General features: G+C 41.5%; 18 protein-coding genes and 2 rRNA genes. 12 read left to right on the top strand and 8 right to left on the bottom strand.

The features are described from left to right. The first annotated feature begins 19 nt into the window (after window positions 1-19). The 3 genes from GO593_RS06130 to GO593_RS06120 all read left to right on the top strand — a co-directional run bounded on the left by GO593_RS06130 (window position 20) and on the right by GO593_RS06120 (window position 3949). Window positions 20-2912: ribosomal RNA gene (locus GO593_RS06130) — 23S ribosomal RNA — on the top strand. Between the two features lie 184 nt (window positions 2913-3096). Continuing rightward, window positions 3097-3211, top strand: a 5S ribosomal RNA gene (gene rrf / locus GO593_RS06125). Window positions 3212-3349: 138 nt separating this feature from the next. Next, a complete protein-coding gene (locus GO593_RS06120) occupies window positions 3350-3949 on the top strand; it encodes a glutathione S-transferase family protein (protein ID WP_000587892.1) in 600 nt (199 codons plus the stop codon). Window positions 3950-4006: 57 nt separating this feature from the next. Here the strand turns inward: GO593_RS06120 and GO593_RS06115 are convergent, their stop codons facing one another. Beyond that, on the bottom strand, window positions 4007-4699 hold the full coding sequence (locus GO593_RS06115; protein ID WP_000698067.1) for a TIGR04219 family outer membrane beta-barrel protein: 693 nt from the start codon (window positions 4697-4699) through the stop codon (window positions 4007-4009). Window positions 4700-5328: 629 nt separating this feature from the next. Between GO593_RS06115 and GO593_RS06110 the strand changes: the two genes are divergently transcribed. Beyond that, window positions 5329-6807 carry a sodium-dependent transporter gene (locus tag GO593_RS06110; RefSeq protein ID WP_000132723.1) on the top strand — a complete coding sequence of 493 codons (1479 nt, stop codon included), beginning with the start codon at window positions 5329-5331 and terminating at the stop codon, window positions 6805-6807. Between the two features lie 12 nt (window positions 6808-6819). Next, window positions 6820-6963 carry a methionine/alanine import family NSS transporter small subunit gene (locus GO593_RS06105; RefSeq protein WP_001097630.1) on the top strand — a complete coding sequence of 48 codons (144 nt, stop codon included), beginning with the start codon at window positions 6820-6822 and terminating at the stop codon, window positions 6961-6963. 42 nt (window positions 6964-7005) lie between these two features. On the opposite strand, the gene rsmB is transcribed toward GO593_RS06105, so the two are convergent. Both rsmB and fmt read right to left on the bottom strand, forming a co-directional pair. After that, complete coding sequence (gene rsmB / locus GO593_RS06100; protein ID WP_000084722.1) at window positions 7006-8310, bottom strand: 16S rRNA (cytosine(967)-C(5))-methyltransferase RsmB; 1305 nt, start codon at window positions 8308-8310, stop codon at window positions 7006-7008. Beyond that, window positions 8307-9269: a methionyl-tRNA formyltransferase gene (gene fmt / locus GO593_RS06095; RefSeq protein WP_000691205.1), complete on the bottom strand. Its 963-nt coding sequence runs from the start codon at window positions 9267-9269 to the stop codon at window positions 8307-8309. The genes rsmB and fmt overlap by 4 nt, the downstream gene beginning before the upstream one ends. Before the next feature lie 348 nt (window positions 9270-9617). Here fmt and ilvD point away from each other — a divergent pair, with 348 nt between their 5' ends. The 3 genes from ilvD to GO593_RS06080 all read left to right on the top strand — a co-directional run bounded on the left by ilvD (window position 9618) and on the right by GO593_RS06080 (window position 13860). Then, complete coding sequence (gene ilvD / locus GO593_RS06090) at window positions 9618-11447, top strand: dihydroxy-acid dehydratase (RefSeq protein WP_001113593.1); 1830 nt, start codon at window positions 9618-9620, stop codon at window positions 11445-11447. A gap of 313 nt (window positions 11448-11760) precedes the next feature. After that, window positions 11761-13050, top strand: coding sequence for a hypothetical protein (locus GO593_RS06085; RefSeq protein WP_000055250.1), 1290 nt, complete (start codon window positions 11761-11763; stop codon window positions 13048-13050). A 78-nt stretch (window positions 13051-13128) separates the two neighbouring features. Further along, a complete protein-coding gene (locus GO593_RS06080; RefSeq protein ID WP_000143321.1) occupies window positions 13129-13860 on the top strand; it encodes a sulfite exporter TauE/SafE family protein in 732 nt (243 codons plus the stop codon). 8 nt (window positions 13861-13868) lie between these two features. On the opposite strand, the gene GO593_RS06075 is transcribed toward GO593_RS06080, so the two are convergent. The 4 genes from GO593_RS06075 to GO593_RS06060 form a co-directional block, all read right to left on the bottom strand. Next, complete coding sequence (locus tag GO593_RS06075) at window positions 13869-14759, bottom strand: LysR family transcriptional regulator (protein WP_001209840.1); 891 nt, start codon at window positions 14757-14759, stop codon at window positions 13869-13871. A gap of 79 nt (window positions 14760-14838) precedes the next feature. Next, window positions 14839-16134, bottom strand: coding sequence for a solute carrier family 23 protein (locus GO593_RS06070; protein ID WP_000073454.1), 1296 nt, complete (start codon window positions 16132-16134; stop codon window positions 14839-14841). A gap of 300 nt (window positions 16135-16434) precedes the next feature. Then, window positions 16435-19119, bottom strand: a complete 2685-nt coding sequence (gene ppc, locus GO593_RS06065; protein WP_000250585.1) for a phosphoenolpyruvate carboxylase — start codon at window positions 19117-19119, stop codon at window positions 16435-16437. Window positions 19120-19289: 170 nt separating this feature from the next. Further along, window positions 19290-19913, bottom strand: a complete 624-nt coding sequence (locus GO593_RS06060; RefSeq protein ID WP_001195320.1) for a TetR/AcrR family transcriptional regulator — start codon at window positions 19911-19913, stop codon at window positions 19290-19292. 149 nt (window positions 19914-20062) lie between these two features. Between GO593_RS06060 and GO593_RS06055 the strand changes: the two genes are divergently transcribed. The 4 genes from GO593_RS06055 (at window position 20063) to dnaJ (ending at window position 26025) form a co-directional block, all read left to right on the top strand. Then, window positions 20063-21163 carry an efflux RND transporter periplasmic adaptor subunit gene (locus GO593_RS06055; RefSeq protein WP_001985070.1) on the top strand — a complete coding sequence of 367 codons (1101 nt, stop codon included), beginning with the start codon at window positions 20063-20065 and terminating at the stop codon, window positions 21161-21163. A 2-nt stretch (window positions 21164-21165) separates the two neighbouring features. After that, complete coding sequence (locus tag GO593_RS06050) at window positions 21166-24291, top strand: efflux RND transporter permease subunit (protein WP_000671288.1); 3126 nt, start codon at window positions 21166-21168, stop codon at window positions 24289-24291. A 139-nt stretch (window positions 24292-24430) separates the two neighbouring features. Then, window positions 24431-24808: a hypothetical protein gene (locus GO593_RS06045; RefSeq protein WP_000529425.1), complete on the top strand. Its 378-nt coding sequence runs from the start codon at window positions 24431-24433 to the stop codon at window positions 24806-24808. Between the two features lie 104 nt (window positions 24809-24912). Then, the gene (gene dnaJ / locus GO593_RS06040; RefSeq protein ID WP_001119029.1) at window positions 24913-26025 is read left to right on the top strand and encodes a molecular chaperone DnaJ; all 1113 of its coding nucleotides are present in this window, start codon (window positions 24913-24915) and stop codon (window positions 26023-26025) included. Between the two features lie 114 nt (window positions 26026-26139). On the opposite strand, the gene GO593_RS06035 is transcribed toward dnaJ, so the two are convergent. Beyond that, a complete protein-coding gene (locus tag GO593_RS06035; protein ID WP_000555687.1) occupies window positions 26140-26487 on the bottom strand; it encodes a hypothetical protein in 348 nt (115 codons plus the stop codon). Window positions 26488-26520 lie beyond the last annotated feature (33 nt).

The following is a 26520-nucleotide window of genomic DNA, read 5'->3' as shown; positions in this document are numbered from 1 at the left end:
CGACTGTTTGGGGTTGTATAGTCAAGTAATTAAGTGCATGTGGTGGATGCCTTGGCAGTCAGAGGCGATGAAAGACGTGATAGCCTGCGAAAAGCTCCGGGGAGGCGGCAAATATCCTTTGATCCGGAGATGTCTGAATGGGGGAACCCACCTACTTTAAGGTAGGTATTGCAACATGAATACATAGTGTTGCAAGGCGAACGAGGGGAAGTGAAACATCTCAGTACCCTTAGGAAAAGAAATCAATTGAGATTCCCTCAGTAGCGGCGAGCGAACGGGGATCAGCCCATTAAGTTATGTGTGTTTTAGTGGAACGCTCTGGGAAGTGCGAACGTAGAGGGTGATATTCCCGTACACGAAAGGGCACACATAATGATGACGAGTAGGGCGAGGCACGTGAAACCTTGTCTGAATATGGGGGGACCATCCTCCAAGGCTAAATACTCCTGACTGACCGATAGTGAACCAGTACCGTGAGGGAAAGGCGAAAAGAACCCCTGTGAGGGGAGTGAAATAGATCCTGAAACCGCATGCATACAAGCAGTGGGAGCACCTTTGTGGTGTGACTGCGTACCTTTTGTATAATGGGTCAGCGACTTATATTCAGTAGCGAGGTTAACCGTATAGGGGAGCCGTAGAGAAATCGAGTCTTAATAGGGCGTTTAGTTGCTGGGTATAGACCCGAAACCAGGCGATCTATCCATGAGCAGGTTGAAGGTTGGGTAACACTAACTGGAGGACCGAACCCACTGTCGTTGAAAAGCCAGGGGATGACTTGTGGATAGGGGTGAAAGGCTAATCAAGCCTGGTGATAGCTGGTTCTCCCCGAAAGCTATTTAGGTAGCGCCTCGGACGAATACCATAGGGGGTAGAGCACTGTTTCGGCTAGGGGGTCATCCCGACTTACCAAACCGATGCAAACTCCGAATACCTATGAGTACTATCCGGGAGACAGACTGCGGGTGCTAACGTCCGTAGTCAAGAGGAAAACAATCCAGACCGCCAGCTAAGGCCCCAAAATCATAGTTAAGTGGGAAACGATGTGGGAAGGCATAGACAGCTAGGAGGTTGGCTTAGAAGCAGCCACCCTTTAAAGAAAGCGTAATAGCTCACTAGTCGAGTCGGCCTGCGCGGAAGATGTAACGGGGCTAAAACTATGTGCCGAAGCTGCGGATGTATACTTTGTATACGTGGTAGGGGAGCGTTCTGTAAGCCGATGAAGGTGTGTTGAGAAGCATGCTGGAGGTATCAGAAGTGCGAATGCTGACGTGAGTAACGACAAAACGGGTGAAAAACCCGTTCGCCGAAAGACCAAGGGTTCCAGTCCAACGTTAATCGGGGCTGGGTGAGTCGACCCCTAAGGCGAGGCCGAAAGGCGTAGTCGATGGGAAAATGGTTAATATTCCATTACTTCTGTGTAATGCGATGAGAGGACGGAGAAGGCTAAATCAGCCTGGCGTTGGTTGTCCAGGTGAAAGGATGTAGGCATGTATCTTAGGCAAATCCGGGGTACTCTATGCTGAGATCTGATAGCAAGCTGTACTTGTACAGCGAAGTGGTTGATGCCATGCTTCCAGGAAAAGTCTCTAAGCTTCAGTTACACAGGAATCGTACCCGAAACCGACACAGGTGGTCAGGTCGAGTAGACCAAGGCGCTTGAGAGAACTCTGCTGAAGGAACTAGGCAAAATGGTACCGTAACTTCGGGAGAAGGTACGCTGTTGTTGGTGATGGAACTCGCTTCCTGAGCTGACGACAGCCGCAGAAACCAGGCCGCTGCAACTGTTTATTAAAAACATAGCACTCTGCAAACACGAAAGTGGACGTATAGGGTGTGATGCCTGCCCGGTGCTGGAAGGTTAATTGATGGGGTTAGCGTAAGCGAAGCTCTTGATCGAAGCCCCAGTAAACGGCGGCCGTAACTATAACGGTCCTAAGGTAGCGAAATTCCTTGTCGGGTAAGTTCCGACCTGCACGAATGGCATAATGATGGCGGCGCTGTCTCCAGCAGAGGCTCAGTGAAATCGAAATCGCTGTGAAGATGCAGTGTACCCGCGGCTAGACGGAAAGACCCCGTGAACCTTTACTGCAGCTTGACACTGAACTTTGACCTTACTTGTGTAGGATAGGTGGGAGGCTTTGAAGCTGGAACGCTAGTTCCAGTGGAGCCGTCCTTGAAATACCACCCTGGTAATGTTGAGGTTCTAACTCTGTCCCGTGATCCGGGACGAGGACCGTGTCTGGTGGGTAGTTTGACTGGGGCGGTCTCCTCCTAAAGAGTAACGGAGGAGTACGAAGGTGCGCTCAGCGTGGTCGGAAATCACGCGTAGAGTATAAAGGCAAAAGCGCGCTTAACTGCGAGACCCACAAGTCGAGCAGGTACGAAAGTAGGTCTTAGTGATCCGGTGGTTCTGTATGGAAGGGCCATCGCTCAACGGATAAAAGGTACTCTGGGGATAACAGGCTGATACCGCCCAAGAGTTCATATCGACGGCGGTGTTTGGCACCTCGATGTCGGCTCATCTCATCCTGGGGCTGAAGCAGGTCCCAAGGGTATGGCTGTTCGCCATTTAAAGAGGTACGCGAGCTGGGTTTAGAACGTCGTGAGACAGTTCGGTCCCTATCTACCGTGGGCGCTGGAAATTTGAGAGGATCTGCTCCTAGTACGAGAGGACCAGAGTGGACGAACCTCTGGTGTACCGGTTGTGACGCCAGTCGCATCGCCGGGTAGCTATGTTCGGAAGGGATAACCGCTGAAAGCATCTAAGCGGGAAGCCTACCTCAAGATAAGATTTCCCTAGGACTTTATGTCCTCTAAAGAGCCGTTCGAGACTAGGACGTTGATAGGTTGGATGTGGAAGCATAGTGATATGTGAAGCTGACCAATACTAATTGCTCGTGAGGCTTGACTATACAACACCCAAGCAGTTGTATATGAAGCATCAATCGATTCTTAAATATGCAAGACAACTTGATTTAGTTATACCTCTAGCTAAAATGAACAGATAAAGTAAGATTCAATCAGCCCAGTCTGTTACAGATTTGGAAAACGCTTCGGCATCAAATAAGACCCAAGCAAGTATCCATAAACAGTTGTGCTGGCGACCATAGCAAGAGTGAACCACCTGATCCCTTCCCGAACTCAGAAGTGAAACCTCTTAGCGCTGATGGTAGTGTGGGATTACCCATGTGAGAGTAAGTCATCGCCAGCTCATTATTCTAAACACCCCAATCTCAAAAGAGGTTGGGGTGTTTTTTTATATGGGAAAGCAAAATATTATGGAAGTGTTGTGTTATAAACAATAAGAAAATTATATATTTAAATATGCAGAATAAGGGGGTAAGTACCTATGATAATCTATGGTGATGTAGATTCAGGTAATTGTTATAAAATCAAACTGTTACTATCCCTATTAAATATATATCATAGATGGATTCATGTTGATATTTTAAATAAAGATACTCTAACGGCAGAGTTTCTATCTTTAAATCCTAATGGGAAAATACCTGTATTAGTTTTAGATGATGGACGGGTTCTAAGTGAATCTAACGCTATTCTAGGCTACTTGGCTGAGGGAACGGAATTGATTCCTGCAGATCCTTATATGAAGGCAAAAATGTATCAATGGATGTTCTTTGAACAATATAGCCATGAACCATTTATTGCAGTTGCTCGTTTTATTAATAAATATCTAGGATTACCGCCAGAAAGAATAGAGGAATATCATAAATTACAACCAAAAGGCCATAAAGCGTTATCTATTATGAATAAAGCTTTAGTAGAGCACGACTATCTTGTTGGAAATAAATTTACAATTGCTGATATTGCTTTATATGCATACACGCATGTAGCTGAGGAAGGCGGCTTCGATTTAAAGTTATACCCAAATATTCAAGAATGGTGTCAACGAATTCAAAAATGTCCAAAATATGTGAGTATGGTTGAATAAAAAAGAACTCTTATAGAGTTCTTTTTTATATGGGGAAGATCAAAATTCTATTTTAATTTAGAAATGTGCTTCTAAGCCCACATAAGGCCCTTTAAATTCAAATTTAAGGTCATTGTTATCGTAATCATCTAAATCGATATTGAGGATACGATAACCAGCTGTTAAGCCTAAATCGATTAATAAATTATCGGCAAACTTATACTTTGCTTCTACTAACGCATCTGTAATTTTTGCATCATCAAAGTTTGTATATGTTGCTTCACCTTTAGCGCTTAACCCTGTAAATGGAAGTTTTACTTCACCTGATAAATAAGCAATCGGATATGTCTTATCAATATCTACACGTTTACCGGTATAGGCAGTAATATCTCCATTTAGTACAGTTGCACCAAGACCTGCATCTACACTGACAATATTATCTAGTAACTCATAGTAGAGAATAAAATCACTATGATCTAAATCAACGTTATAGTTAGCTTGACCCAAAGTTTCTGATTTAGTTTGAGTATCTAAATTAACATAACGAATTTTTGCATTTGGAATAAATGGGATTGGGTGCTCAAAAGCTAATGAAAGTTGAGCACTACCTTTTCGGTCTAGATCTTGATCTTCAGGAGATTGTGAAGACATATTAGCTTTGCCGTCATAAAACCAGTAGCCAACGTCTCCTTTTACGCCTATAAAATCTGCTTGTGCGAATCCGCTAAGACCCATCCCGAGTACTAAAAAAGATAGTTTTAATATTTTCATCATCAATCCTAAAAAAGAAAATCTTTGAACGCATGATATAGATATCTTTGCAGTTATGCATTGATGAAAAATGGTGAATATAAAGCTTCTATATCTTCAATTTTTAATATTCTTTTATTTAATTAATTTTCATATAAAAATTAATTACTTATAGTGAGTTGAGTTTTAGAGGTTTTAGTATAAATTTTGTGTAAGGGATCGATAATACTTTGATATTTTACTCATCTACAAATTAGTTGATATATCTACTTTATGGATGGGAATGAAATTTTAATGGTAGAAAATATCATTGAATGTAAGAAGGTAATAATATGCTTTAAAACAGGAATATTAGCTAAAAAATAACCAATCTAGATAAGAATCTCTAAAAAAACGTAAATTTTCAGACGGAAATTACAGTAAAAAGAAATAAAAACAGGTATTGTTCAGCTATATAGGGGCAAAAAATGGACAAAAATCTTTAAGGAAGAATTTTCTATTTTTGCTTGTTTGTTAAGGGAATAAAAATACTCAAAAGGTGCATTTTATTTTCTACAAACACAAAAGTATTTTTTGGTTCTTTTTTTGCATGCGGAATAACAATCAACAATAGCAGTAAAAATAAGTAATCTTTTAACATTAGGTGTTCTATGACAGATACTCGTGAAAACTGGACGTCACGATCTGGTTTTATTATTGCAGCCGTTGGTTCGGCTGTAGGCTTAGGTAATATTTGGCGCTTTCCGTACGTTGCGTATGAAAATGGCGGTGGTGCGTTTCTTATTCCCTATCTATTAGCACTCATTACTGCTGGTTTACCGTTATTATTTTTAGATTATGCGGTAGGCCATCGTAGTACTGGTTCACCTCCTAAGGCATATCGTGCCTTATTTAAAGGTGGTGAAACACTAGGGTGGTGGCAGGTTTGTGTCTGTATCATCATTGGTTTGTACTATGCAAGTGTACTTACATGGGCTGGTAGCTATGTTTACTTCTCTATTGGCCAAATGTGGGGAAGTGATCCGGAAGGTTTCTTCTTTAATACCTATTTGCAGACCACAAAAGCAACCGGCTTTGATCTACAGTTTGTAGGTCATTTATTCTGGCCGATTGTTGGGATTTGGGCACTTACTCTCATCATTCTTTATGGTGGTGTGAAAAAAGGTGTGGAATTATCAAATAAGATTTTCATGCCTTTATTATTCATTCTCTTCACTATTTTAGTTATTCAATCGTTACGTTTACCAGGTGCGGTACAAGGTTTAAATGCATTCTTTACACCGAACTGGTCTGCAATGATGGATTATAAAGTTTGGTTAGCTGCCTATGGCCATATTTTCTTTTCACTCTCAGTTGGTTTCGGGATCATGGTGACCTATGCATCCTATTTAAAACCAAAAACGAATTTAACTGGTTCTGGTTTAATCGTTGGTTTTGCAAATGCATCAACAGAGATTTTAGCGGGTATTGGTATCTTCGCAGCGCTTGGCTTTATGGCACATGCCGCAGGTACTGAAGTTAAGGATGTTGTGAGTGGCGGTATCGGACTCGCATTTATTGCTTTCCCTAAAATTATTTCAAGTTTAGGTTCTGGTGCTGATCTATTCGGTCTTTTGTTCTTCTCTTCATTATTTGTTGCTGGTATTTCTTCAATGGTCAGTATTTTGGAAGTGCCTATTGCAGCCATGCAAGATAAGTTAAAGTGGGGACGTAAGAAAGCGGTAACGATTATTGGTGGTGGTAGTGCACTGGTTTCAATTATTTTATTCTCAAGTGTAAACGCAATTAAGCTCGTTGATATTGTTGATCACTTTATTAATAACATTGGGATTATTGGTGGGGCTTTATTATCAATTATTAGCGTAGCTTGGTTTAAACGTTCAGCACTTAAAGAGCTTCGCGACCATGTAAACCGTATCTCAACCATTCAATTGGGTAAAGGCTGGGACTTCACTTTAACAGTCATTACCTCTTTAATCTTATTAACAACACTCTGTATGACTGTTTTTAATTTGATCAAAAATGGCTATGATACTTATAGTATGAGCTTACAAGGTGTCTTTGGCTGGGGCAGTGTGATTTTCTGTGCAGTCGTTGCTATCGTGTTAAGTAAAATGAAAGATCGCTAGGAGGATAAAATAATGAATACTTCGGCAATCGTGATGTTAATAATTTCGATGGTATTTGTATGGGGTGGATTAGCACTATCCATCTTACATTTAACAAAGCATCCTGAAGAGTTAGATGAAGTTTTAGAAGAAGTAAAAGATCAGCATACGCTTTGATATTCTGATCTAGTAAAAAAGCAGGCATAACGCCTGCTTTTTTTATGTAATCTTTTGAATTTTACAATAATAAAATCCATCACCAGATTGTGCTTCTGGCAACAGTTGTCTGCCATGAACTTGTTCAATTCCCCAATCTGCCTCGATTTTCACTTCTTTTGCATCAGGATGTTCTGTGAAGAAGTTAATCATCTGCTGTTCGTTTTCAGATTTTAAAATTGAGCAGGTGATATAAAGCAATGTACCGCCAACTTTGAGTTGCTGCCACATGTGCTCTAAGATCTGCTTTTGTAGCTCAATGGTTTGGGCTATGTCACTAGATTGGCGCAATAGGCGTATGTCAGGATGACGTCGAATCACACCTGTCGCAGAACAAGGAGCATCAAGTACGATACAATCTACAGGTTGAACAGGATTCCACTTGGTTGCATCGGCTGCCAAAATTTCCGTATGGCTTTGATCGAGTGCTAAGCGATTTAAGTTTTCAGTCACGCGGACTAAACGGCTTGGGTCCTGATCAATGGCGATGAGCTGTGCTGGTTTAAACTTTTCAAGCAAATGAGCCGTTTTACCCCCTGGGGCAGCACAAGCATCAATAACCGTTTTATTGTTTAAATCAGGCAACAAGGTGGCACATAGCTGTGCATGTTCATCTTGTACAGAGAACCAGCCTTGTTCAAAACCCGGTAACTGAGTGATTTGTACAGATTGCTCAAGGACAATACCAGCTTCGGAAAACAAACACGCACGTGCCTGAATGTCTAAACTTTGTAGTTTTGCTAAATAAGCATCTCGACCAATATGACGTTGGTTCACCCGTAAAGTTAAAGGCGCGGCTTGCTTTAACGATTGGCAGAGAGCTTCTGTTTGTTCTCCCCAATCCTTTTTTAACCGTTTAAAAAGCCAACTTGGTAAGCCATGTGCTTGCTGTAAACCTTGCTGAAAGTCATCAGTTTCACGAGTTGCTCGACGCAAAATTGCATTAACAATACCACTGAGTGCAGGGAAACCAAGTTGTTTAGTTGCATCGACTGTTTCCGAGATGGCAGCGTGCGCTGCAATACGCGTGCATAAAACTTGATAAAGGCCAACGTATAGGCAGGTTTCTACAGTCTCATTGTTTAAAGGTTTGCTGAGTAAAGGCAGGCTAATTGACTTAAGTGCGAACCATTGGCGCAATGTACCTAAAACAAGTTCATGAAATAGTGCACGATCACGCTCTGCTACTTGATTCAGCTGTGTATTTAAAATACTAGCGAGCGATTGACCTTGCTGAACTTTTAGCAAGGTCTGGACGACTTGAGCGCGCAGGTTAAAACGTGATGAATTTGAAGTAACCTGACTCATGGCAGAATCTGTCCTACGTGAAGTTTTTGAGTTTGTGCAATTTGTTGAGCATTTAATGCTTTACCACCCGGCCACTGCACACTCGTTAAACAAATAAATGTATTTTCACCGCAAGCGACATGTACACCCTGTTTATCGATTGCAATAATTTCACCAGCTTGAGCATCTGCTTTGTTTTGATTAGAAATTGTTGAATTCCAAACACGCAGCGCATTATTTTCATCAAGTTGAATAAAGGCAACAGGCCATGGGTTGAATGCACGGATATTGCGGTCAACTTGAACTGCATTCATAGACCAATCAATACGAGCTTCTGATTTCACGAGTTTATGCGCATAGACTGTTAAGCTTTCGTCTTGAACTTCGCGTTCTGCTAAATATTTTTGTAGAGTTTCTTCTGACTCAAGTACCGCACAAATTGCTGTTGCACCTTGAGCTGCAAGTTTGTCATGCAACGTCGCTGATGTATCTTCGGAAGTGATTGGACAATAGGTTTTATACATCATATCGCCTGTATCTAAACCCGCCGCCATTTGCATGATGGTGATACCAGTTTCGTCGTCACCTGTTGCAATTGCACGCTGAATCGGTGCTGCACCGCGCCAGCGTGGTAATAATGAGCCGTGAATATTTAAACAGCCATATTTAGGTGTATCGAGCACAGCTTGTGGAAGAATTAAGCCATATGCTGCAACTACCATGACATCAGCGCCTAAATCAGCAAGTTCTTGTTGAGCTGCCAAGCCTTCTTCAGTTGAAGCTTTGAAGTGAAGCGGTTGATAAACAGGAATATTATGTTCCAGCGCAAGCTGTTTTACAGGAGACGGTGTTAGTTTTTGTCCACGACCTGCTTTACGGTCTGGTTGAGTATAAACCGCGATAATTTCATGGGAAGTTTTTAGTAGAGCCGCCAATGCTGTTGCAGCAAATTCGGGGGTGCCAGCAAAAATAATTTTCACAAATGCAATCCAAAAAAAGTTTAACGCTAGTATACGTGAAAAACGATTGAAGCCCTAAATCGAGGTACAAAGGAGAGCTAAAGCCATAAATAGTGAACAAAAAATTATTCAAAAACTTTTATTGATAAAAAAAGGTTATAAAAAAATAAAAAATTATTCATGTAAGTTTTGCTAAATATTGACTGAGTATTATCGTTCTTGGCTTTCCCAATATTATTTGCTTCTATAGAATGGACAATGATCAAATTATGATGATGAGTCAATATTCCGACTGATCTAACGCTATATCAGTATCATTCAGCCAGAGTGGAAGTCATTTCACTCAAGCACAACTTGTTGGAAACACAAATGCCTGACTATCGTTCAAAAACATCGACACACGGAAGAAATATGGCTGGCGCACGTGGCTTATGGCGTGCAACAGGAATGAAAGATGAAGATTTCGGCAAACCGATTATTGCAGTGGTCAATTCATTTACCCAATTTGTTCCAGGCCACGTCCATCTGAAAGATTTAGGACAGCTTGTCGCGGCAGAAATTCAGGCAGCAGGTGGTGTTGCTAAAGAGTTCAATACAATCGCGGTGGATGACGGTATCGCAATGGGGCATGACGGCATGCTTTATTCATTACCATCACGTGATTTAATTGCGGACTCAGTTGAATATATGGTGAATGCACATTGCGCCGATGCGATGGTGTGTATTTCGAACTGTGACAAAATTACTCCGGGAATGTTGATGGCTGCGATGCGTCTAAATATTCCTGTGGTATTTGTGTCTGGCGGACCAATGGAAGCAGGTAAGGTTAAATTCCGCGGTGATGAAAAAGCAATTGACCTTGTAGATGCTATGGTTGTTGCAGCTGATGACAGCTACACAGACGAAGAAGTTGCAGAATTTGAACGTTCAGCATGTCCAACTTGTGGTTCGTGTTCAGGTATGTTCACTGCGAACTCAATGAACTGTTTAACAGAAGCGCTAGGTTTATCGTTACCGGGCAATGGTTCTATCGTTGCAACGCATGCAAACCGTAAAAAATTATTCTTAAAAGCAGGTCAGCTTATTGTTGAATTGGCCAAACGCTACTATGAGCAAAATGATGCAAGTATTTTGCCTCGTTCAATTGCCACTAAAGCTGCTTTTAAAAATGCGATGACACTTGATATTGCCATGGGTGGTTCAACCAATACAGTTCTTCACTTGTTAGCTGCGGCAAATGAAGCTGAAGTTGATTTTACGATGGACGATATTGATGAATTGTCACGTCGAGTACCAGTGCTTTCAAAAGTAGCACCAGCAAAACAAGACGTACATATGGAAGATGTACATCGTGCAGGCGGTATCATGGCCATTTTAGGCGAGCTTGATCGTGCGAATCTACTTGATGTATCTGTACCAACTGTACATGAGAAAACATTAAAAGATGCGTTAGATAAGTGGGATATTATCCGTACTGAAGATCCAGATGTATATGAGTTCTATCGCTCGTCTCCGGGTGGCGTTCCAACTCAAGTTGCATTCTCACAAAACCGTTACTACTCAACTTTAGATGGCGACCGTGAAAAGGGTGTGATTCGTAATGCAGAACATGCATTCTCTAAAGATGGTGGTTTAGCTGTTCTTTACGGCAACATTGCGCTTGATGGATGTATTGTAAAAACTGCGGGCGTTGACGAATCTATTTTAAAATTCACAGGTTCAGCACGAGTTTTTGAGAGCCAAGATGCAGCGGTAGAAGCAATTTTAGGCAATGAAATTAAAGCTGGTGATGTGGTTGTTATTCGCTACGAAGGTCCACGTGGTGGTCCGGGCATGCAAGAAATGCTTTACCCAACCAGCTATCTTAAATCGAAAGGTTTAGGAAAAGACTGTGCGTTAGTTACAGATGGCCGTTTCTCTGGTGGTTCATCAGGTCTTTCAATTGGTCACGTTTCGCCAGAAGCTGCTGAAGGCGGTGCGATTGGTTTGGTTGAAGATGGCGATACCATCGAAATTGATATTCCAAACCGTACCATTCACTTGAATATTGATGATGCGACTTTAGCGCACCGTCGTACAGTTCAAGAAGCGAAAGGTTGGCATCCGAAGGAAGAACGTAAACGTAAGGTATCAAAAGCGTTAAAAGTTTATGCAATGCATACCACAAGTGCAGCAAAAGGAGCTGTACGCGTTCTATAAAATATTCAATTTTAATAATTGAGTAGGAAACATGCACCCATTAACACGATGAATTGTTATCATGTTAAGGGTGCATTTTTTATGTCTGGTAAAAAAAATCCGCTTGTAGAAAAAGGTGGTTTCAGATCATTCTATGGGTTTGCCATAAAATGGTGATAAAATCTTCACCTACGCAGAAACTCGCGAAATAACATGACATATTTTCTGCGCGAACTCAGGTAGTCATTTTTCCATCTCGACTACTGTTTCACCTTGCACTATGATCAAAATAACTTTTGATCTCGCTTAGGATTTATTTTTAGAGGCACTACTCATGTCACTGCTACGCCGTTGGTTTGACCCTATCCGATCGAGCTGGTTTTACCAAAAGCCTTCTCGTCAAGCGGTGTTACCCACGGAAAATGGTTTAAGTATTTATTTACGACTTGATGATGTGTATAGCTATCTGGCTGTTCAGCAATTGTCTCAGCTAGATGAAATTTTAAGTGATGAACTTAAACCTTTAAAAATTATTATTTCCCATACGGCTTCTGAACCTCCAAATAGCATGACGCATGAGGAGTGGCAGCATTATTGTTTAAATGATGCCAAAATTTTAGCAAATCAGCACCGGTTTGCTTTTGATGAGTTTCCAGAAATCCCAAGTCCAGAATCTTTAAAACAAGCCGCTGTCATATTAAAAAGAACCCCATTACAAGGTCAGAACTTCTTACATTTACTTGAAGATATCTTTCACATGCTTTGGCAACAGCAATATGGAAAATTGCGTACTCTACATGCCATGGCGGTCAAGCATCAGGTTCCTCAGCATTTTCCAGAACGTATTTTTACGGATGAACCTGTTCGAGCGGCATACTTTGAGTTTGGTGGACGTAAATATCATGCAGTAGATGATTTATTACGTTTAACCAGACGTTTAAAACAACAAAAGTTACTGACAGGTAATCCGATATTTTTAATTAATCATATCGAATGGCGTGAACATTTGATTAATGATGCTGAGGCGTTAAATGAAATTCAGGCTTTGCATCCTGAACTTGATGTATTTATCGCTTTAGAAGACCCGATGAGCTGGTTGTTGCTTGCCTATATTAAAGAAGAGCTCGCAGACTATTATGATATTCAGCTAAAAGTTTATCCTTTGAGTTATCGGGGCCGAGACTGGTTTGACTGGAGCTTGGCAACACGTGTGTCTAAACGTACCGAGGTTGCTTTTACACCTTTTTGCCGACCTACAGAAGAAAGTACGCTTGGGATGGCAAAGCTTTTCTATAGTGTACCGGAAAATCAGCAACTTGATACAATTTTCACTATTTTGCAGGCTGTTTGGACGAAAGGAAAAGATCTATCTTTCCAGAAGCATTTCCAACAGTTGCAGCAGCAACTGGGTATTGAGCAGTTAACTGAACAGGATATACAGTCGGTTTTAGCGCAAAATGATGCACTTTGCCAAGACAAGCATCAACCTGATTTGCCGGTTTTAGAATTGCGTATCGATGGACAAAGCTATGTATTTAATAGCCTGTATCGGGTTTGGATGATTGAAAGTATTTTTAGCAATGTTTTAGAAGAAAAATACAAAACGGCCTCAACTTCTAATTGAGGCCTACTCCTAAAAACAAGAATAGGGCAAAGCCTGTTTTTTCCGTAGCATAACCTTGTAGGGAATCGGAGATAAACAGTGACATTTCTAGCAATTATTATGATGGTGTTTGCCTTTGCGGGCATGATTAAAGGCATGATCGGCTTAGGCTTGCCTGCGGTATCAATGGGCTTACTCACCATCGCAATGAGTCCTTTTCAGGCTGCATCTCTTTTAATTGTTCCTTCAATGGTCACCAACGTCTGGCAGCTTTTTGCCGAAGGACATGTCTGGGCTTTTATTCGCCGTTTCTGGACGTTGCTCGCAGGTATTGTGGTGGGCTCAATATGGAGTTTTCTACCTACCTTAAGTCAAAGTCATGGTCAAAGTAGTGAAATTTTATTAGGTTGCATGTTGGCCTTATATGGGCTTTATGGTCTATGTGTGAAGAAACTTCCGCATTTAGGAAAGCATGAGCGCTGGTTATCACCCATTATTGGATATATCGGTGGGGCAGTGACTGTAGCAACAGGCGTTATTATTATTCCTATTGTGCCGTATTTGCAGTCTTTGCATTTAAAACGTGATGAGTTGGTACAGGCTTTAGGATTAACGTTTACGGTCTCTACCATTTGCCTTGCTGTGTTTTTACACCATAACCCGATGTCAGGGATAACACTGGACTATCGTTTATCTTTCGCTGCGTTGTTAGCTGCGCTCATTGGAATGTGGATCGGTAAAAAAATCCGCTATCGACTGAATGAGCAGATTTTTCGCCGTATCTTTTTTATAGGCTTGATGTCATTAGGACTTTATATGATTTTGCATTAAGTTAATTTTTAAGGACGATGCTGCAATAAAAAGTCTGCAAACTGTTGGTAACTACTAGGCAACTGATTGAAACTTTGTGTGGCCAAAAGTAGTTTACGGTTTGCCCATGCGCCTAGCAGTTGAATTGAATGGAAATCATAGTCTGATTGTAGGCGCTGTGCAGCACGGGCAGGCATAATCGCAATTCCCACACCTTTGGCGACTACCTCGGCAATTGCGCCAAAGTTAGGTAAGCGCAACCGATACTGTATGTTAAAACCTAATAATTTGGCTTGGGTTTCAATGGACTGTTGTAAAGAGTGATGCGATTTGAGTCCAATAAAACCATAGCTTAAAGCATCTACTAAATTTAGCTCTTTGTAGTGGGCTAACTCATGTGTCACAGGGCAAATAAGTACTAATGGGTCGCTTGCAAACTCTTTAGTTTGCAAATGTCGGGTATTGAAAAAACTCGAGACTAGGCCAAGACTTGCAATCCCTTGGGTTAATGCATCTACAATTTCTGAACTTTCTGCTTCATGCAAATCGATATTCATTTCGGGATGAAGCACTAGATATTGCGGTAATAAGGTAGGTAGATATTCACTTTGAGCAGATGAGTTACACCAAAGTGTTAATGCTTCTGTTGTCGGCTGTCTGAACCGCTGCATTTCGTGTTCGAGTTGATCTTTTTGAGCTAAAAGCTGACGAGCATGCTCTACAAATGCATGTCCAGCAGTAGTGAGTTCTACGCCTGTGGTTTGTCGAATAAATAAGGGGGTCTCAAAATACTGTTCAAGTTTTTTTATACGTTCACTCGCCGCCTGAAGTGAAATCGCAGAGCGGTCAGCGCCTTTGGTGAGGCTACCAGTCGAGACAATATGAAGAACCAGCTGTAAATCAAAAAAATCAAAACGCATGATAGGAACGTATTGAAATGCAAAAATTCATCATACTAAATCGGAATGAAAAAAGGCAGCTTGCGCTGCCTTTTAGAATTTAGGTTTTATCTTTTAAACTAAACAGCCAGTTTAAAATAATGGCTGCAAACGTTGCTGTACCAATACCACCTAAATTGAAATTACCGAACAATAATTCAAAGTTTCCAGCACCCAAAATAATGGTTACTGAAGCCACAATCAGATTTTTATTGTTAGAAAAATCGACTTTGTTTTCAATCCAGATTTTTGCACCGGCAATGGTAATTAAGCCAAATACCACAATAGATGCACCTGTAAGGACTGCACTTGGAATGGTACTAATGACAGCGCCAAATTTTGGTGATAGACCTAAGAAAATAGCAAAGATGCCTGCAATCACAAATACAATGGTTGAGTACACACGAGTGACTGCCATCACACCAATGTTTTCACCATAAGTCGTCATCCCTGGCGCACCAACACTACCAGAAAGTGTCGTAGCTAAACCATCAGCGACAAAGGCTTTGCCTAATTGTGGAGTTAGGTTTTCTCCAGTCATTGCACCTACTGCTTTGATATGGCCTAAGTTTTCTGCTACTAAAATCAGTGCAACCGGTGCAATAATTAAAATAGCCTTGGTATCAAAAGTAGGATGTGAAAAGCTTGGAATACCGAACCACGAAGCTTGTGAGATCTGGCTAAAATCGATCGGTTTACCTAAACCTAGACCGTTTGTCGCAATCGCATAGATTACATAAGCCAAGATCAAACCTACCAATAGAAGTAGACGCTGCAATAAGCCTCGTGTAAAAACTGCAATACTGCCCATACAAAGTACAGTAATTAAGGCCATCCACATTTCAAATGGCTGTCCTGCAACGCCTTTAATGGTAACAGGGGCAAGGTTGAGACCAATAATCATCACAATTGCACCAGTCACCACAGGTGGCATGAGTTTTTCAATCCAGCGTGTACCCGTGAGCATGACAATAAAACCGATGAGTGCATAAAAGATACCGCACGCTACGATCCCGCCCAACGCAATAGAAAGATTTGGATTGGCCCCTGAACCTGTGATATGCCCCGTGGCTGCTGCAACAACCCCAATAAAGGCAAAACTCGAACCTAAATAACTAGGAACACGACCACCTGTAATTAAGAAGAACAGGATGGTACAGATACCTGACATTAAAATAGCAAGGTTAGGGTTAAAGCCCATGAGTAAAGGTGCTAAAACAGTTGCTCCAAACATGGCAAATGCATGTTGGATACCTAAAATAGCACTTTGAACTGGAGGGAGATATTCATTGGTAGAGACCGGTCGATGGTCAACATCACCTTGGTAAGGCTGCCATTTGGGAAACCAGTTGGACATAAAATAAGCTCATTATTCTTTAATTGGTGCAATGATACTCTTTCTTGTAAAAGCATTTAATCTCTTGTATTGAATATGAAAGTGAAAAGTAATTATTTTTTAACGATCGGTATAATTTTATAAATTCTAAATATAAGGAATTAGGTGTTTTTTTCTGATAAAAATTAATTTTATGATTTTTAAAAAAATATTCTAAAAAATGAAAAATCGGGGAAAATTTGAGAAAAACAAGGAATTTTGCAAGTAAAAAGCAGCACATCCGAGATGCACTGCTTTAAGAAAGTGGTTAGTAAAATGAGCTTAGCCTGTATTACGTAAACCAGCAGCAATTCCGGCAATACTTACCATAAGTGCATGGTCAACAGGGGTATGTTCTGCCTGACGTTCAGCAAGATAATCACGGCGGCGTTTCATGAGTTCAGCTTGTAAAAGATGCAAAGGCAGTAAATAAGGTTTACGAACTTGCATAGACTGATCCAAAACTTCATTGTCGCTTAATAGTTTTGATTCATCTTTTAACGTAAGTAAGGTTTCCACAGCATCTTTTAGACGTTGGCGTAACTGATTGCCAAGCACTTTTAAATCTTCATCTTCAGTTAAATGAGACTCGTAGTAGAGTGCAATATTGGCATCGGCTTTAGACAATACCATTTCCAGCATATCAATGAGTGTCTGGAAATAAGGCCATTGCTGAAGCATTTCATCAAGCGTTGCTTTTTGCTGATCGGCAATCACTTCATTAATCGCCGCACCTGTACCTAACCATGCAGGTAACATCAAACGGATTTGTGTCCAAGCAAATACCCATGGAATAGCACGTAAAGATTCGATACCACCACTTACTTTACGTTTTGCCGGGCGTGAACCTAGCGGCAACATTTGTAATTCAAGCTCAGGAGTGACAGTCCGTAAATATTTCACAAAATGCGGGTTTTCACGCACTGTTTGACGATAAACCTTCACAGAATGATCTGTCATACGGTTCATAAGTTCACGCCACTCAGCCTTAGGCTCTGGTGGTGGTAATAATGTCGCTTCAAGCGTTGCTGCGGTATAGATTTCAAGGTTTTGCATGGCAATACCTTCTAGACCGAATTTGAAGCGGATCATTTCACCTTGTTCTGTCACACGAATTGCACCAGAGATTGAGCCCGGTGGTTGCGAAAAGAGTGCTTGTTGCGTTGGAGCACCACCACGGCTAATTGAGCCGCCACGACCGTGGAACAGAGTCAACTGTACGCCGTGTTTACGAGCAATTGCAGTCAGCTCTTCTTGAGCACGGTATTGAGCCCAGTTGGCAGACATGAAACCGGCATCTTTTGCTGAATCCGAGTAGCCGATCATGACTTCATGTTTACCCTGAATGTGCTGCTTATACCAATGCATATTAAACAACGTATTCATGGTAGTTGCTGCGCCATCTAAATCTTTTAAAGTCTCAAATAAAGGCACTACACGTAAAGGATGCTGAATACCGGCTTCTTTTTGCAATAACAATACAGCTAAAACATCACTTGGATATTCAGCCATAGAAATAATATAAGCCCCTAAAGACTCAGGTGGTTGGTCTGCCAAAGTACGCATGGTTGCAAATACTTCTTGTACATCTGGGTGACCAATCAAACTCCCTTCAGGTTCATTAATATATTTCGGTAAAAGTGGGCGTTTACTTTGTAATTCTTGAATGAGAAAGTTTTGGCGCGCTTGCTCAGTCCATGACTCAAAATTACCTAAACCTAAATACTCAGTAATGGCTGAAATGGCTTGGCGATGACGGCCTGATTCTTGGCGAATATCGAGCTTAAGTAGTTCAATACCAAAACAGTTCACACGGTAGATAAAGTCGAGTAGTTGACCATTCGCGATTTCAGGTAGATTACTGTCAATTAGAGAGCGATAGCACAGCAATAATGGTTGTAACAGTTCATCTTTGCTTTTAATGACATTGCTGTCATCAGCTTCTAAGCCTTGTAGGCGCTGAGCTAACCAATGACGAGTTGCTTTTAAACGCTCACGTGTTGCACGTAAATACTCACGATAAGGCTCTGGATGAGGACTACCAATGGCTTGAACCATTTCTTCGGAACAAGACTGAATTGATAGTTCCCAACGTAAGTTTTCGATATCTCTTAGATAGAGGTCGGCAGCTTGCCAGCGTGATAACCATAATACTTCTTGGGTAATTTGATGAGTAACGTTCGGGTTACCATCACGGTCTCCACCCATCCAAGATGCAAAACGTACCGGAGCAATATGAAGTGGTAAGTTTTGTTGGCAATTGTCTTGAACCAGTTCATTTAGCTCACGGATAAATTTAGGAACAGCATTCCAAAGTGTTTGCTCAATTGTGGCAAAGCCCCATTTTGCTTCATCTACCGGGGTCGGGCGGTGCTGCCTGATTTCATCTGTTTGCCAAGCCGAACTAATTTGTTGTTTTAAATTGGCAAGAGCATTTTGTCGTTCACGCGGAGTAAGTTTTTGCTGATCAAGTTGTGATAGACAAGCATTGATATCGTCATATTTTTGAATCAGGGTACGACGACTCACTTCTGTTGGATGCGCCGTAAGTACCAATTCAATCTTAAGATCACAAATTTGCTGGAACAGTTTTTCCGTCGAAATATTTTTATCTTTAAACTTTTTAAATAAGTGAACAAGGGGATTCGGGGAGTTTGCATCCGGATCGAACTCTGCCTGTCTGCGGCTACGTACCACATGATATTGCTCAGCAATATTGGCAAAATTGAGGAAGTGAGAAAAAGCGCGGGTAAGAGGCAATAGCTCTTCATCGGGCAATTCTAAAAATAATTGTTCTAATTGCTTTTCGGCTTCAGCTTGACCATCACGTGCACCTTTGGCAAGAGCACGGATTTGCTCGATCTGATTAAACAGTTCTTGTCCTGCATGCTGTTTTAGGGTTTCACCTAATAAATTGCCAAGTAAGCGGACATCCTCACGCAGTGGCGCATCGATTTGCTGAACCATGCTATTTTCTCCTGTTCTTATTCTTTTCGAATATAGCGCGATTAACGAACATTCCAAGCTTTGAGCGTAAGAAAATGTGAATTTTTGCTTAAAAAATAACATTTAAATCGCTTATAACGCTTTAAAAGTCGACATGCACCCGTTGCAAATTTTGGCAATCGGACTTTGGTTTAATGCCGATATTTGAGTAGAAATAAATCAATAGCATCCCGAATAAACCGATCTATCTCTTGAGTATTCGGTACAGGAATAATTCCAAGTAGAACCTTGTGATGGCGTACACCAAGCAATAAGGTCAAAAGCAGCTCTGTTTGATATAGCGGATCATCGGCCTGAATAAAACCTAATTGAGCAGCTTTTTGAAAAAACTCAACTAACTGATTTTGCAGACGGGTATGGGATGCATTAAAAAACTGTAGGGCGAGTGGACTTTGCTCTGCTGCAAGTTCAAATAATACATGCTCGAGTTTAAGTGCTTCGGGGGAATAAATAATCTGCAAGGCACGTGAACACACCATATAAAGTGTTTGATAAAAGTCTGCCGATGCATCTAATTCAAATGGTTTAGTGCCTAGAGTCTCTTCACAAGTTTCTGTAATGGCACAGATAAACAGGTTTGCTTTGTCTTGAAAGTGATTATAAACCGTGAGTTTAGTAACGCCTGCTTCCTGTGCAATCAGGTTCATGCTGGTACCGTGATAACCGGACTTTAAAAAAATAGCTTTAGCGGCCTGTAAGATACGAGCACGCTTTTCCAGATCTTTGGGGCGACCACTTTGATTAACTGTTTGCACGAAACCCTCTAATAAAACTATATAAAAATAAATACTTATAAGTTTCTCTTTAATTAATGTACCGTTGGGTATATTAATTAAAAAACAAACAAACTATGATGCAAATATATTGTGCCTTAAAAAACCAGTTTGAATAAGAGCGATAAGATATGAATCTGTTAAAACCTCTCATCATGAGTATGATGATTGTTTGCATGGTCACATTAACGGGGTGTAGTAAAGAGGCTCCCAAAATAGAAGAAATACCCTATGTGATGGTGACCCAGCCTTCAACCACACTTCACGAACAGAAAAGCTATGCTGGAGATGTACAGGCTCGACAACAAACTGCCTTGGCATTTCGGGTGGGTGGACAAGTTACGGCTCGCTATGTGGATGTAGGTGACCGGGTTAGAGTTGGGCAAGTATTAGCAAAACTCGATGTGGCAGATGCACAGCTACAATTAAATGCTGCCAAAGCTCAATTAGAAAACGCACAGGCAGCAGCAAAAACAGCCTCAGATGAGCTTAAGCGGTTTCAACAATTATTACCCATAAATGCCGTGAGCCGTTCGCAATACGATACGGTAAAAAATCAATATGATGCGGCTCAGGCAGCATTACAACAAGCTCGTTCTAATTATGAAGTTTCTGCCAACCAGACTGGTTATAACCAACTTGTTTCTAATAAAAACGGTGTTATTACAGCGCGTAATATTGAAATTGGACAGGTGGTTGCAGCAGGGCAAGCGGCTTATCAACTGGCAATTGATGGTGAACGTGAAGTGGTCATCGGCGTACCGGAACAAGCGGTTAGCGAGATTAAAGTTGGCCAAGCGGCATGGATAACTTTGTGGTCTAAACCGAAAGAACGATTTGCCGGATATGTACGCGAAGTTTCTCCAGCTGCTGACCAGTCCCGTACATTCACAGTTAAGGTGGCACTCAAAGAAGGTCAGTCTGCTATTCAGCTTGGACAAAGTGCACGCGTATTTTTTAGTTCGACTCAAACTAATGTCATGAGTGTGCCACTTTCGAGTGTATCTGCAACAGATAACCAACCTTATGTATGGGTGGTGAATGCGAATCAGACCTTACGTAAAGTGCCTGTAACGATTGGTGCTTATGGCAGAGATAGTGTGCCGGTATTATCGGGTTTAACACCAAATGATTGGGTAGTGATTGGTGGTGTGCACTTGCTGCGCGATAAACAGAAGATTCACCCGATTGATCGTGAAAATCGTGCAGTGAAAATTCAGGGAGCCAAATAACCATGAAATTTAATCTCTCTGAATGGGCACTGAACAATAAAGGTATTGTCCTTTATTTCATGCTCTTGCTCGGCATTATTGGTGCAATTTCTTATTCAAAACTCTCACAAAGTGAAGATCCGCCATTTACCTTTAAAGTCATGGTCGTACAAACCTACTGGCCAGGCGCGACAGCCAAAGAAGTTTCTACTTTAGTTACGGACCGTATCGAAAAGGAACTGATGACCACAGGTCAGTATGACAAGATTATGGCGTATTCCCGTCCAGGCGAGTCGATGGTGACTTTTGTTGCTAAAGATTCTCTCACTTCTGCGCAGATTCCTGATGTTTGGTACAACGTTCGGAAGAAGGTCAATGACATTCGCCATGAACTCCCAAGTGGGGTGCAAGGTCCATTTTTTAATGATGAATTTGGCGATACCTTCGGTAATATTTATGTACTGACAGGCAAAGACTTTGACTATGCGCTTTTGAAAGAATATGCCGATCGTTTGCAATTACAACTACAGAGAGTCAAAGATGTAGGCAAAGTTGAGCTGATTGGGCTGCAAGATCAGAAAATCTGGATTGAAATTTCAAACACTAAAGCGGTTCAGCTCGGTATTCCTGTTTCTGCCATACAAGAAGCCCTACAAAAGCAAAATAGCATGGCAAGTGCAGGCTTTTTTGAAACTGGAACGGATCGTATTCAAATTCGAGTAAGTGGCCAACTACAAAGCGTAGATGACATTAAAAAAATGCCTTTACTGGTAGGCGATAAAACCATTCAGCTTGGTGACGTTGCTGATGTCTACCGTGGTTTTAGCCAACCTGCTCAGCCGCGTATGCGTTTTATGGGTGACAATGGTATTGGTATTGCCGTATCTATGCGTAAAGGCGGCGATATTATTGCCTTAGGTAAAAATCTGGAAACTGAATTTGCCCAACTGCAAAAAACATTACCTCTAGGTATGAAACTACAAAAAGTATCTGACCAACCGGTAGCGGTACAACGTAGTATCCATGAGTTTGTCAAAGTACTTGCTGAAGCAGTCATTATTGTCTTGTTAGTGAGCTTTTTCTCATTAGGTTTCCGGACGGGTTTAGTTGTCGCTTTTTCCATTCCTTTAGTTTTAGCAATGACTTTTGCTGGCATGAATTTATTCGATGTCGGGCTGCACAAGATTTCGCTTGGTGCCCTAATTCTAGCTTTGGGTTTGCTTGTAGATGATGCCATTATTGCGGTCGAGATGATGGCCATTAAGATGGAGCAGGGGTATAGCCGAATTAAGGCCGCCGGATTTGCATGGAAAACAACAGCATTTCCGATGTTGACGGGGACATTAATTACCGCCGCAGGCTTTTTACCTATTGCTACGGCTCAGTCCAGTACAGGTGAATACACACGCTCTATCTTTCAGGTCGTGACGATTGCTTTATTGGTGTCTTGGGTTGCCGCAGTTTTATTTGTACCTTATTTGGGTGAAAAACTACTACCTGATTTTACCAAGACAGGTCATCAAGCACCTTGGTATGTCCGTTTATGGGCAAGAATAACTAAAAAACCGCAACCGCAAACTGTGGCCATTTCACAGGACCATCATTACGATCCTTATCAATCAAGTTTCTATTTACGTTTTCGGAAAATGGTCGAGTTTTGTGTGACCTACCGTAAAACCGTGATTGCAACAACGGTGGGGATTTTTGTGCTGTCTGTACTCATGTTTAAGATGGTGCCACAGCAGTTTTTCCCGCCTTCAAACCGCGCTGAAATTTTAGTCGATTTAAAACTCGAAGAAGGCGCATCGTTAACCGCTACAGAGCAAGCGGTGAAAAAGGTTGAACAATTCCTGTCTAAACAAAAAGGGATTGATAATTATGTAGCCTATGTCGGTACAGGTTCACCACGTTTTTATTTACCTCTAGACCAGCAATTACCACAAGCCAGCTTTGCGCAGTTTGTTGTTTTGGCATCGTCGCTTGATGATCGTGATGAAATTCGCCGTTCTTTAGAAACCCAAATTAAGCAGTTGCTCCCACAAGTCCGTACTCGCGTGTCATTACTCGAAAATGGCCCACCTGTTGGTTATCCATTGCAGTATCGTGTGTCAGGTGAAGATTTAAATCTGGTACGTAAAGAAGCACAGCAGGTTGCTAGGGTAATTAGTGAAAACCCGAATACCACCAATGTGCATTTGGATTGGGGCGAGCCAAGCAAGATTATTTCCATTCAAATTGATCAAGACCGTGCGCGACAAATGGGTGTGTCCAGTCTCGATTTAGCCAACTTCTTGAACGCCTCAATTACAGGTAGTGCGATTGAACAGTATCGTGAAAAGCGTGAGCTGATCGAAATCCGATTACGTGGTGATAAAGCTGAGCGCGTTGAAGTAGCTTCACTGGCGAGCCTTGCAGTACCAACAGCGAATGGAACAACTGTACCTTTAGCCCAGATTGCGAAAATTGAATACAAATTTGAAGATGGTCTGATTTGGCACCGTAATCGGTTACCGACAATTACTGTTCGTGCAGATATTCGTACCAATTTACAGCCAGCTACCGTTGTTGGAGAGTTAGCTGAATCAATGGACAAGTTACGCGCTGAGCTGCCAAGTGGCTACCTCATTGAAGTGGGGGGAACAGTGGAAGAGTCGGCACGCGGACAAAGTTCGGTCAATGCTGGTATGCCACTCTTTTTGGCAGTGGTCATGACATTACTCATGATTCAGCTGAAGAGTTTGTCTCGGGCAACAATTGTATTTTTGACTGCACCATTAGGCTTAATTGGCGTTGTTTTATTCTTACTTTTGTTTAATAAACCATTTGGTTTTGTTGCCATGCTAGGAACCATTGCCTTATCCGGCATGATTATGCGTAACTCACTCATTCTGATTGATCAGATTGAACAAGACAGACAGGCAGGGCATCCAACGTGGGAAGCAATTATTGATGCAACAGTACGTCGTTTCCGTCCGATCATTCTCACGGCATTGGCAGCAGTACTCGCCATGATCCCTCTTTCGCGGAGTATTTTCTTCGGTCCAATGGCTGTTGCGATTATGGGCGGGCTCATTGTTGCTACCTTGCTGACATTATTTTTCTTACCTGCATTGTATGCAGCGTGGTTTAAGGTGAAAAAAACAGCATAAAATACATAAATTTTTTGTGAATAAAGGTGCGAAATATTGAAAAGTCCAATATAGTAGCACCTGTCTTTACACAAAAAATACAGGATTATTTCGCTGCATAAAAAATAGGCATAATGCAGTGAATTGAGGTGAAATACAGATGGGGCAAGACCATATCGAACAGCATCGCCGTTATATTGTAATTTCTTATGCGTTCATGTTTCTTGCATTGTTTACGGTTATTTTTGCGGCCTTTGCATATCTGGTCGCTCGTAAAGTAGCTGTTGTGGATGATGCGGAAGTTTGGATTCATGCTCATGCGCTATGGATTATGCGCAATGGTATTCTATTCCTCCTCATGTCAGTTTTTGCTGTGGTCTGGTTTATTCCTCTCTTCTTTTTTGCATGGGATAGCAACCTTTGGGTAACGGCTTCAACAGTTGCTGGTGTAGTTTTTAGTGCTATTGCTTGGTTATTTTTATTAAATGCATGGTTAAAAGGCTTGTCTAAATATTTAAAAAATAAGGCAGTTTTTTAATATATCTGTTTTTTGAAAGTTTTCCCCTTGTAAATTCGGCTAAAGCCCCCCATTTAGTCGGCAATAGAGTATTGATAAAATTTCCGTGAGGAGCACCGCCAAACATGGCTAAACGTGATTATTATGAGGTTTTAGGCGTTTCAAAAACCGCAAGTGATGATGAGATCAAAAAAGCCTATCGTAAATTGGCGATGAAATATCATCCTGACAGAAACCCTGACAATGCCGAGGCTGAAGAAAAATTTAAAGAAGCTTCTGAAGCTTATGAGATTTTATCGGACAGCGAAAAACGCAGCATGTATGACCGTATGGGACATAATGCGTTTGAAGGCGGCTTTGGTGGCGCTGGTGGTGGCTTTGGCGGTTTCAGTGCAGAAGATATTTTTAGCCAGTTCGGTGATATCTTTGGTGGAGCGTTTGGTGGCGGCGGACGTCAGCAACGCCAACGTCGCGGTTCAGATTTACGCTATGTAATGGAACTTACCCTTGAGGAAGCTGTAAAAGGGGTTAAAAAAACAATTACCTTTACTGCTCCAGCACCATGTGATGTGTGTGATGGTAAAGGCTCTAAAAATCCAAAAGATGTAGAAACTTGTAAAACTTGTCACGGTTCAGGACAAGTGCGTATGCAGCAAGGTTTCTTCTCTGTACAACAAACTTGTGGCACATGTCGTGGCCAAGGCAAAATTATTAAAAACCCATGCCATGCATGTCATGGTTCAGGTGTAGCAGATCGTCAGCAAACATTAGAAGTGACGATTCCTGCAGGTGTGGATAATGGTGACCGCGTTCGTTTAAGTGGTAAAGGCGAGGCTATTCGTGATGGTCAAGCTGGTGACTTATACGTTGAAGTGGTTGTTCGTGAACACGAAATTTTCCAACGTGATGGTGCCGATTTATATATGGACGTACCAGTAAGCATCGCTGATGCTGCACTTGGTAAAGAAATTGAAATCCCGACTTTGGAAGGCCGAGTTAGCTTGAAGATTCCTGAGGGAACTCAAACAGGTAAATTATTCCGTTTACGTGGTAAAGGTGTGCGCCCTGTACGTAGCAGTATGGTGGGTGATTTACTTTGCCGTATCGTGGTAGAAACACCGGTTAACCTAACCTCTCGTCAACGTGAATTACTTAAAGAATTACAAGCATCTTTCGATGGTGAAGACAGTGCTTCTTCACCAAAGAAAAAATCTTTCTTTGATCGCTTATTCGATTAATGATTGATTAGATCAGAAATTAAAAAGAAGGCGGATATTGATAAAATATCCGCCTTTTTATTGCGCTGATTCATCTTATTATTTTTATTCTGCTTTAAAGAAAATGACTAGTAATTATTCTGTAGGATGAGCGACATCAATATCATCAACACTTACGTTGAGTTGACTTGATGCAACTGGAGCCACTATAGCTTCGACAGTAGCTTGAGGAGCAGGTTGTACAGCTGCTTTTAGGGCTTCTTCAGTTTTTTCTTCAATGATTGGATCAATATCTTCAACTTTAACCTCAGCGTTAGCATCGCTTGTTTGCGCTGTAGGCGTTGCTGCAGTATTTACGTTTGTTGTAATACGTGCTTTAGATAAGCTCTCTAATGTTTCTCCTGGCTGGATTGCAGGTTCTGCAAATGCCACTGAACTTATTATCCCCATAATGGCGATTAGGCCAATAATTTTCGAATGCATGCTGAACTCCTTATAGTCATCTTTTTTTCATTC

Origin of the sequence: Acinetobacter baumannii, from assembly GCF_009759685.1 — a bacterium.
GTDB classification, from domain to species: domain Bacteria; phylum Pseudomonadota; class Gammaproteobacteria; order Pseudomonadales; family Moraxellaceae; genus Acinetobacter; species Acinetobacter baumannii.
The sequence above is the reverse complement of the archived record's forward strand: the minus strand, read 5'-3'. Positions and strand labels throughout refer to the sequence as shown.

What these genes read in the sequence shown, in the direction of transcription:
- GO593_RS06035 (WP_000555687.1), bottom strand. Translation starts at nt 26,487, where the DNA reads ATGCATTCGAAAATTATTGGCCTAATCGCCATTATGGGGATAATAAGT.
- GO593_RS06115 (WP_000698067.1), bottom strand. Translation starts at nt 4,699, where the DNA reads ATGAAAATATTAAAACTATCTTTTTTAGTACTCGGGATGGGTCTTAGC.
- GO593_RS06105 (WP_001097630.1), top strand. Translation starts at nt 6,820, where the DNA reads ATGAATACTTCGGCAATCGTGATGTTAATAATTTCGATGGTATTTGTA.
- ilvD (WP_001113593.1), top strand. Translation starts at nt 9,618, where the DNA reads ATGCCTGACTATCGTTCAAAAACATCGACACACGGAAGAAATATGGCT.
- GO593_RS06055 (WP_001985070.1), top strand. Translation starts at nt 20,063, where the DNA reads ATGAATCTGTTAAAACCTCTCATCATGAGTATGATGATTGTTTGCATG.
- dnaJ (WP_001119029.1), top strand. Translation starts at nt 24,913, where the DNA reads ATGGCTAAACGTGATTATTATGAGGTTTTAGGCGTTTCAAAAACCGCA.
- GO593_RS06110 (WP_000132723.1), top strand. Translation starts at nt 5,329, where the DNA reads ATGACAGATACTCGTGAAAACTGGACGTCACGATCTGGTTTTATTATT.
- GO593_RS06120 (WP_000587892.1), top strand. Translation starts at nt 3,350, where the DNA reads ATGATAATCTATGGTGATGTAGATTCAGGTAATTGTTATAAAATCAAA.
- GO593_RS06050 (WP_000671288.1), top strand. Translation starts at nt 21,166, where the DNA reads ATGAAATTTAATCTCTCTGAATGGGCACTGAACAATAAAGGTATTGTC.
- GO593_RS06045 (WP_000529425.1), top strand. Translation starts at nt 24,431, where the DNA reads ATGGGGCAAGACCATATCGAACAGCATCGCCGTTATATTGTAATTTCT.
- ppc (WP_000250585.1), bottom strand. Translation starts at nt 19,119, where the DNA reads ATGGTTCAGCAAATCGATGCGCCACTGCGTGAGGATGTCCGCTTACTT.
- rsmB (WP_000084722.1), bottom strand. Translation starts at nt 8,310, where the DNA reads ATGAGTCAGGTTACTTCAAATTCATCACGTTTTAACCTGCGCGCTCAA.
- GO593_RS06075 (WP_001209840.1), bottom strand. Translation starts at nt 14,759, where the DNA reads ATGCGTTTTGATTTTTTTGATTTACAGCTGGTTCTTCATATTGTCTCG.
- GO593_RS06070 (WP_000073454.1), bottom strand. Translation starts at nt 16,134, where the DNA reads ATGTCCAACTGGTTTCCCAAATGGCAGCCTTACCAAGGTGATGTTGAC.
- GO593_RS06085 (WP_000055250.1), top strand. Translation starts at nt 11,761, where the DNA reads ATGTCACTGCTACGCCGTTGGTTTGACCCTATCCGATCGAGCTGGTTT.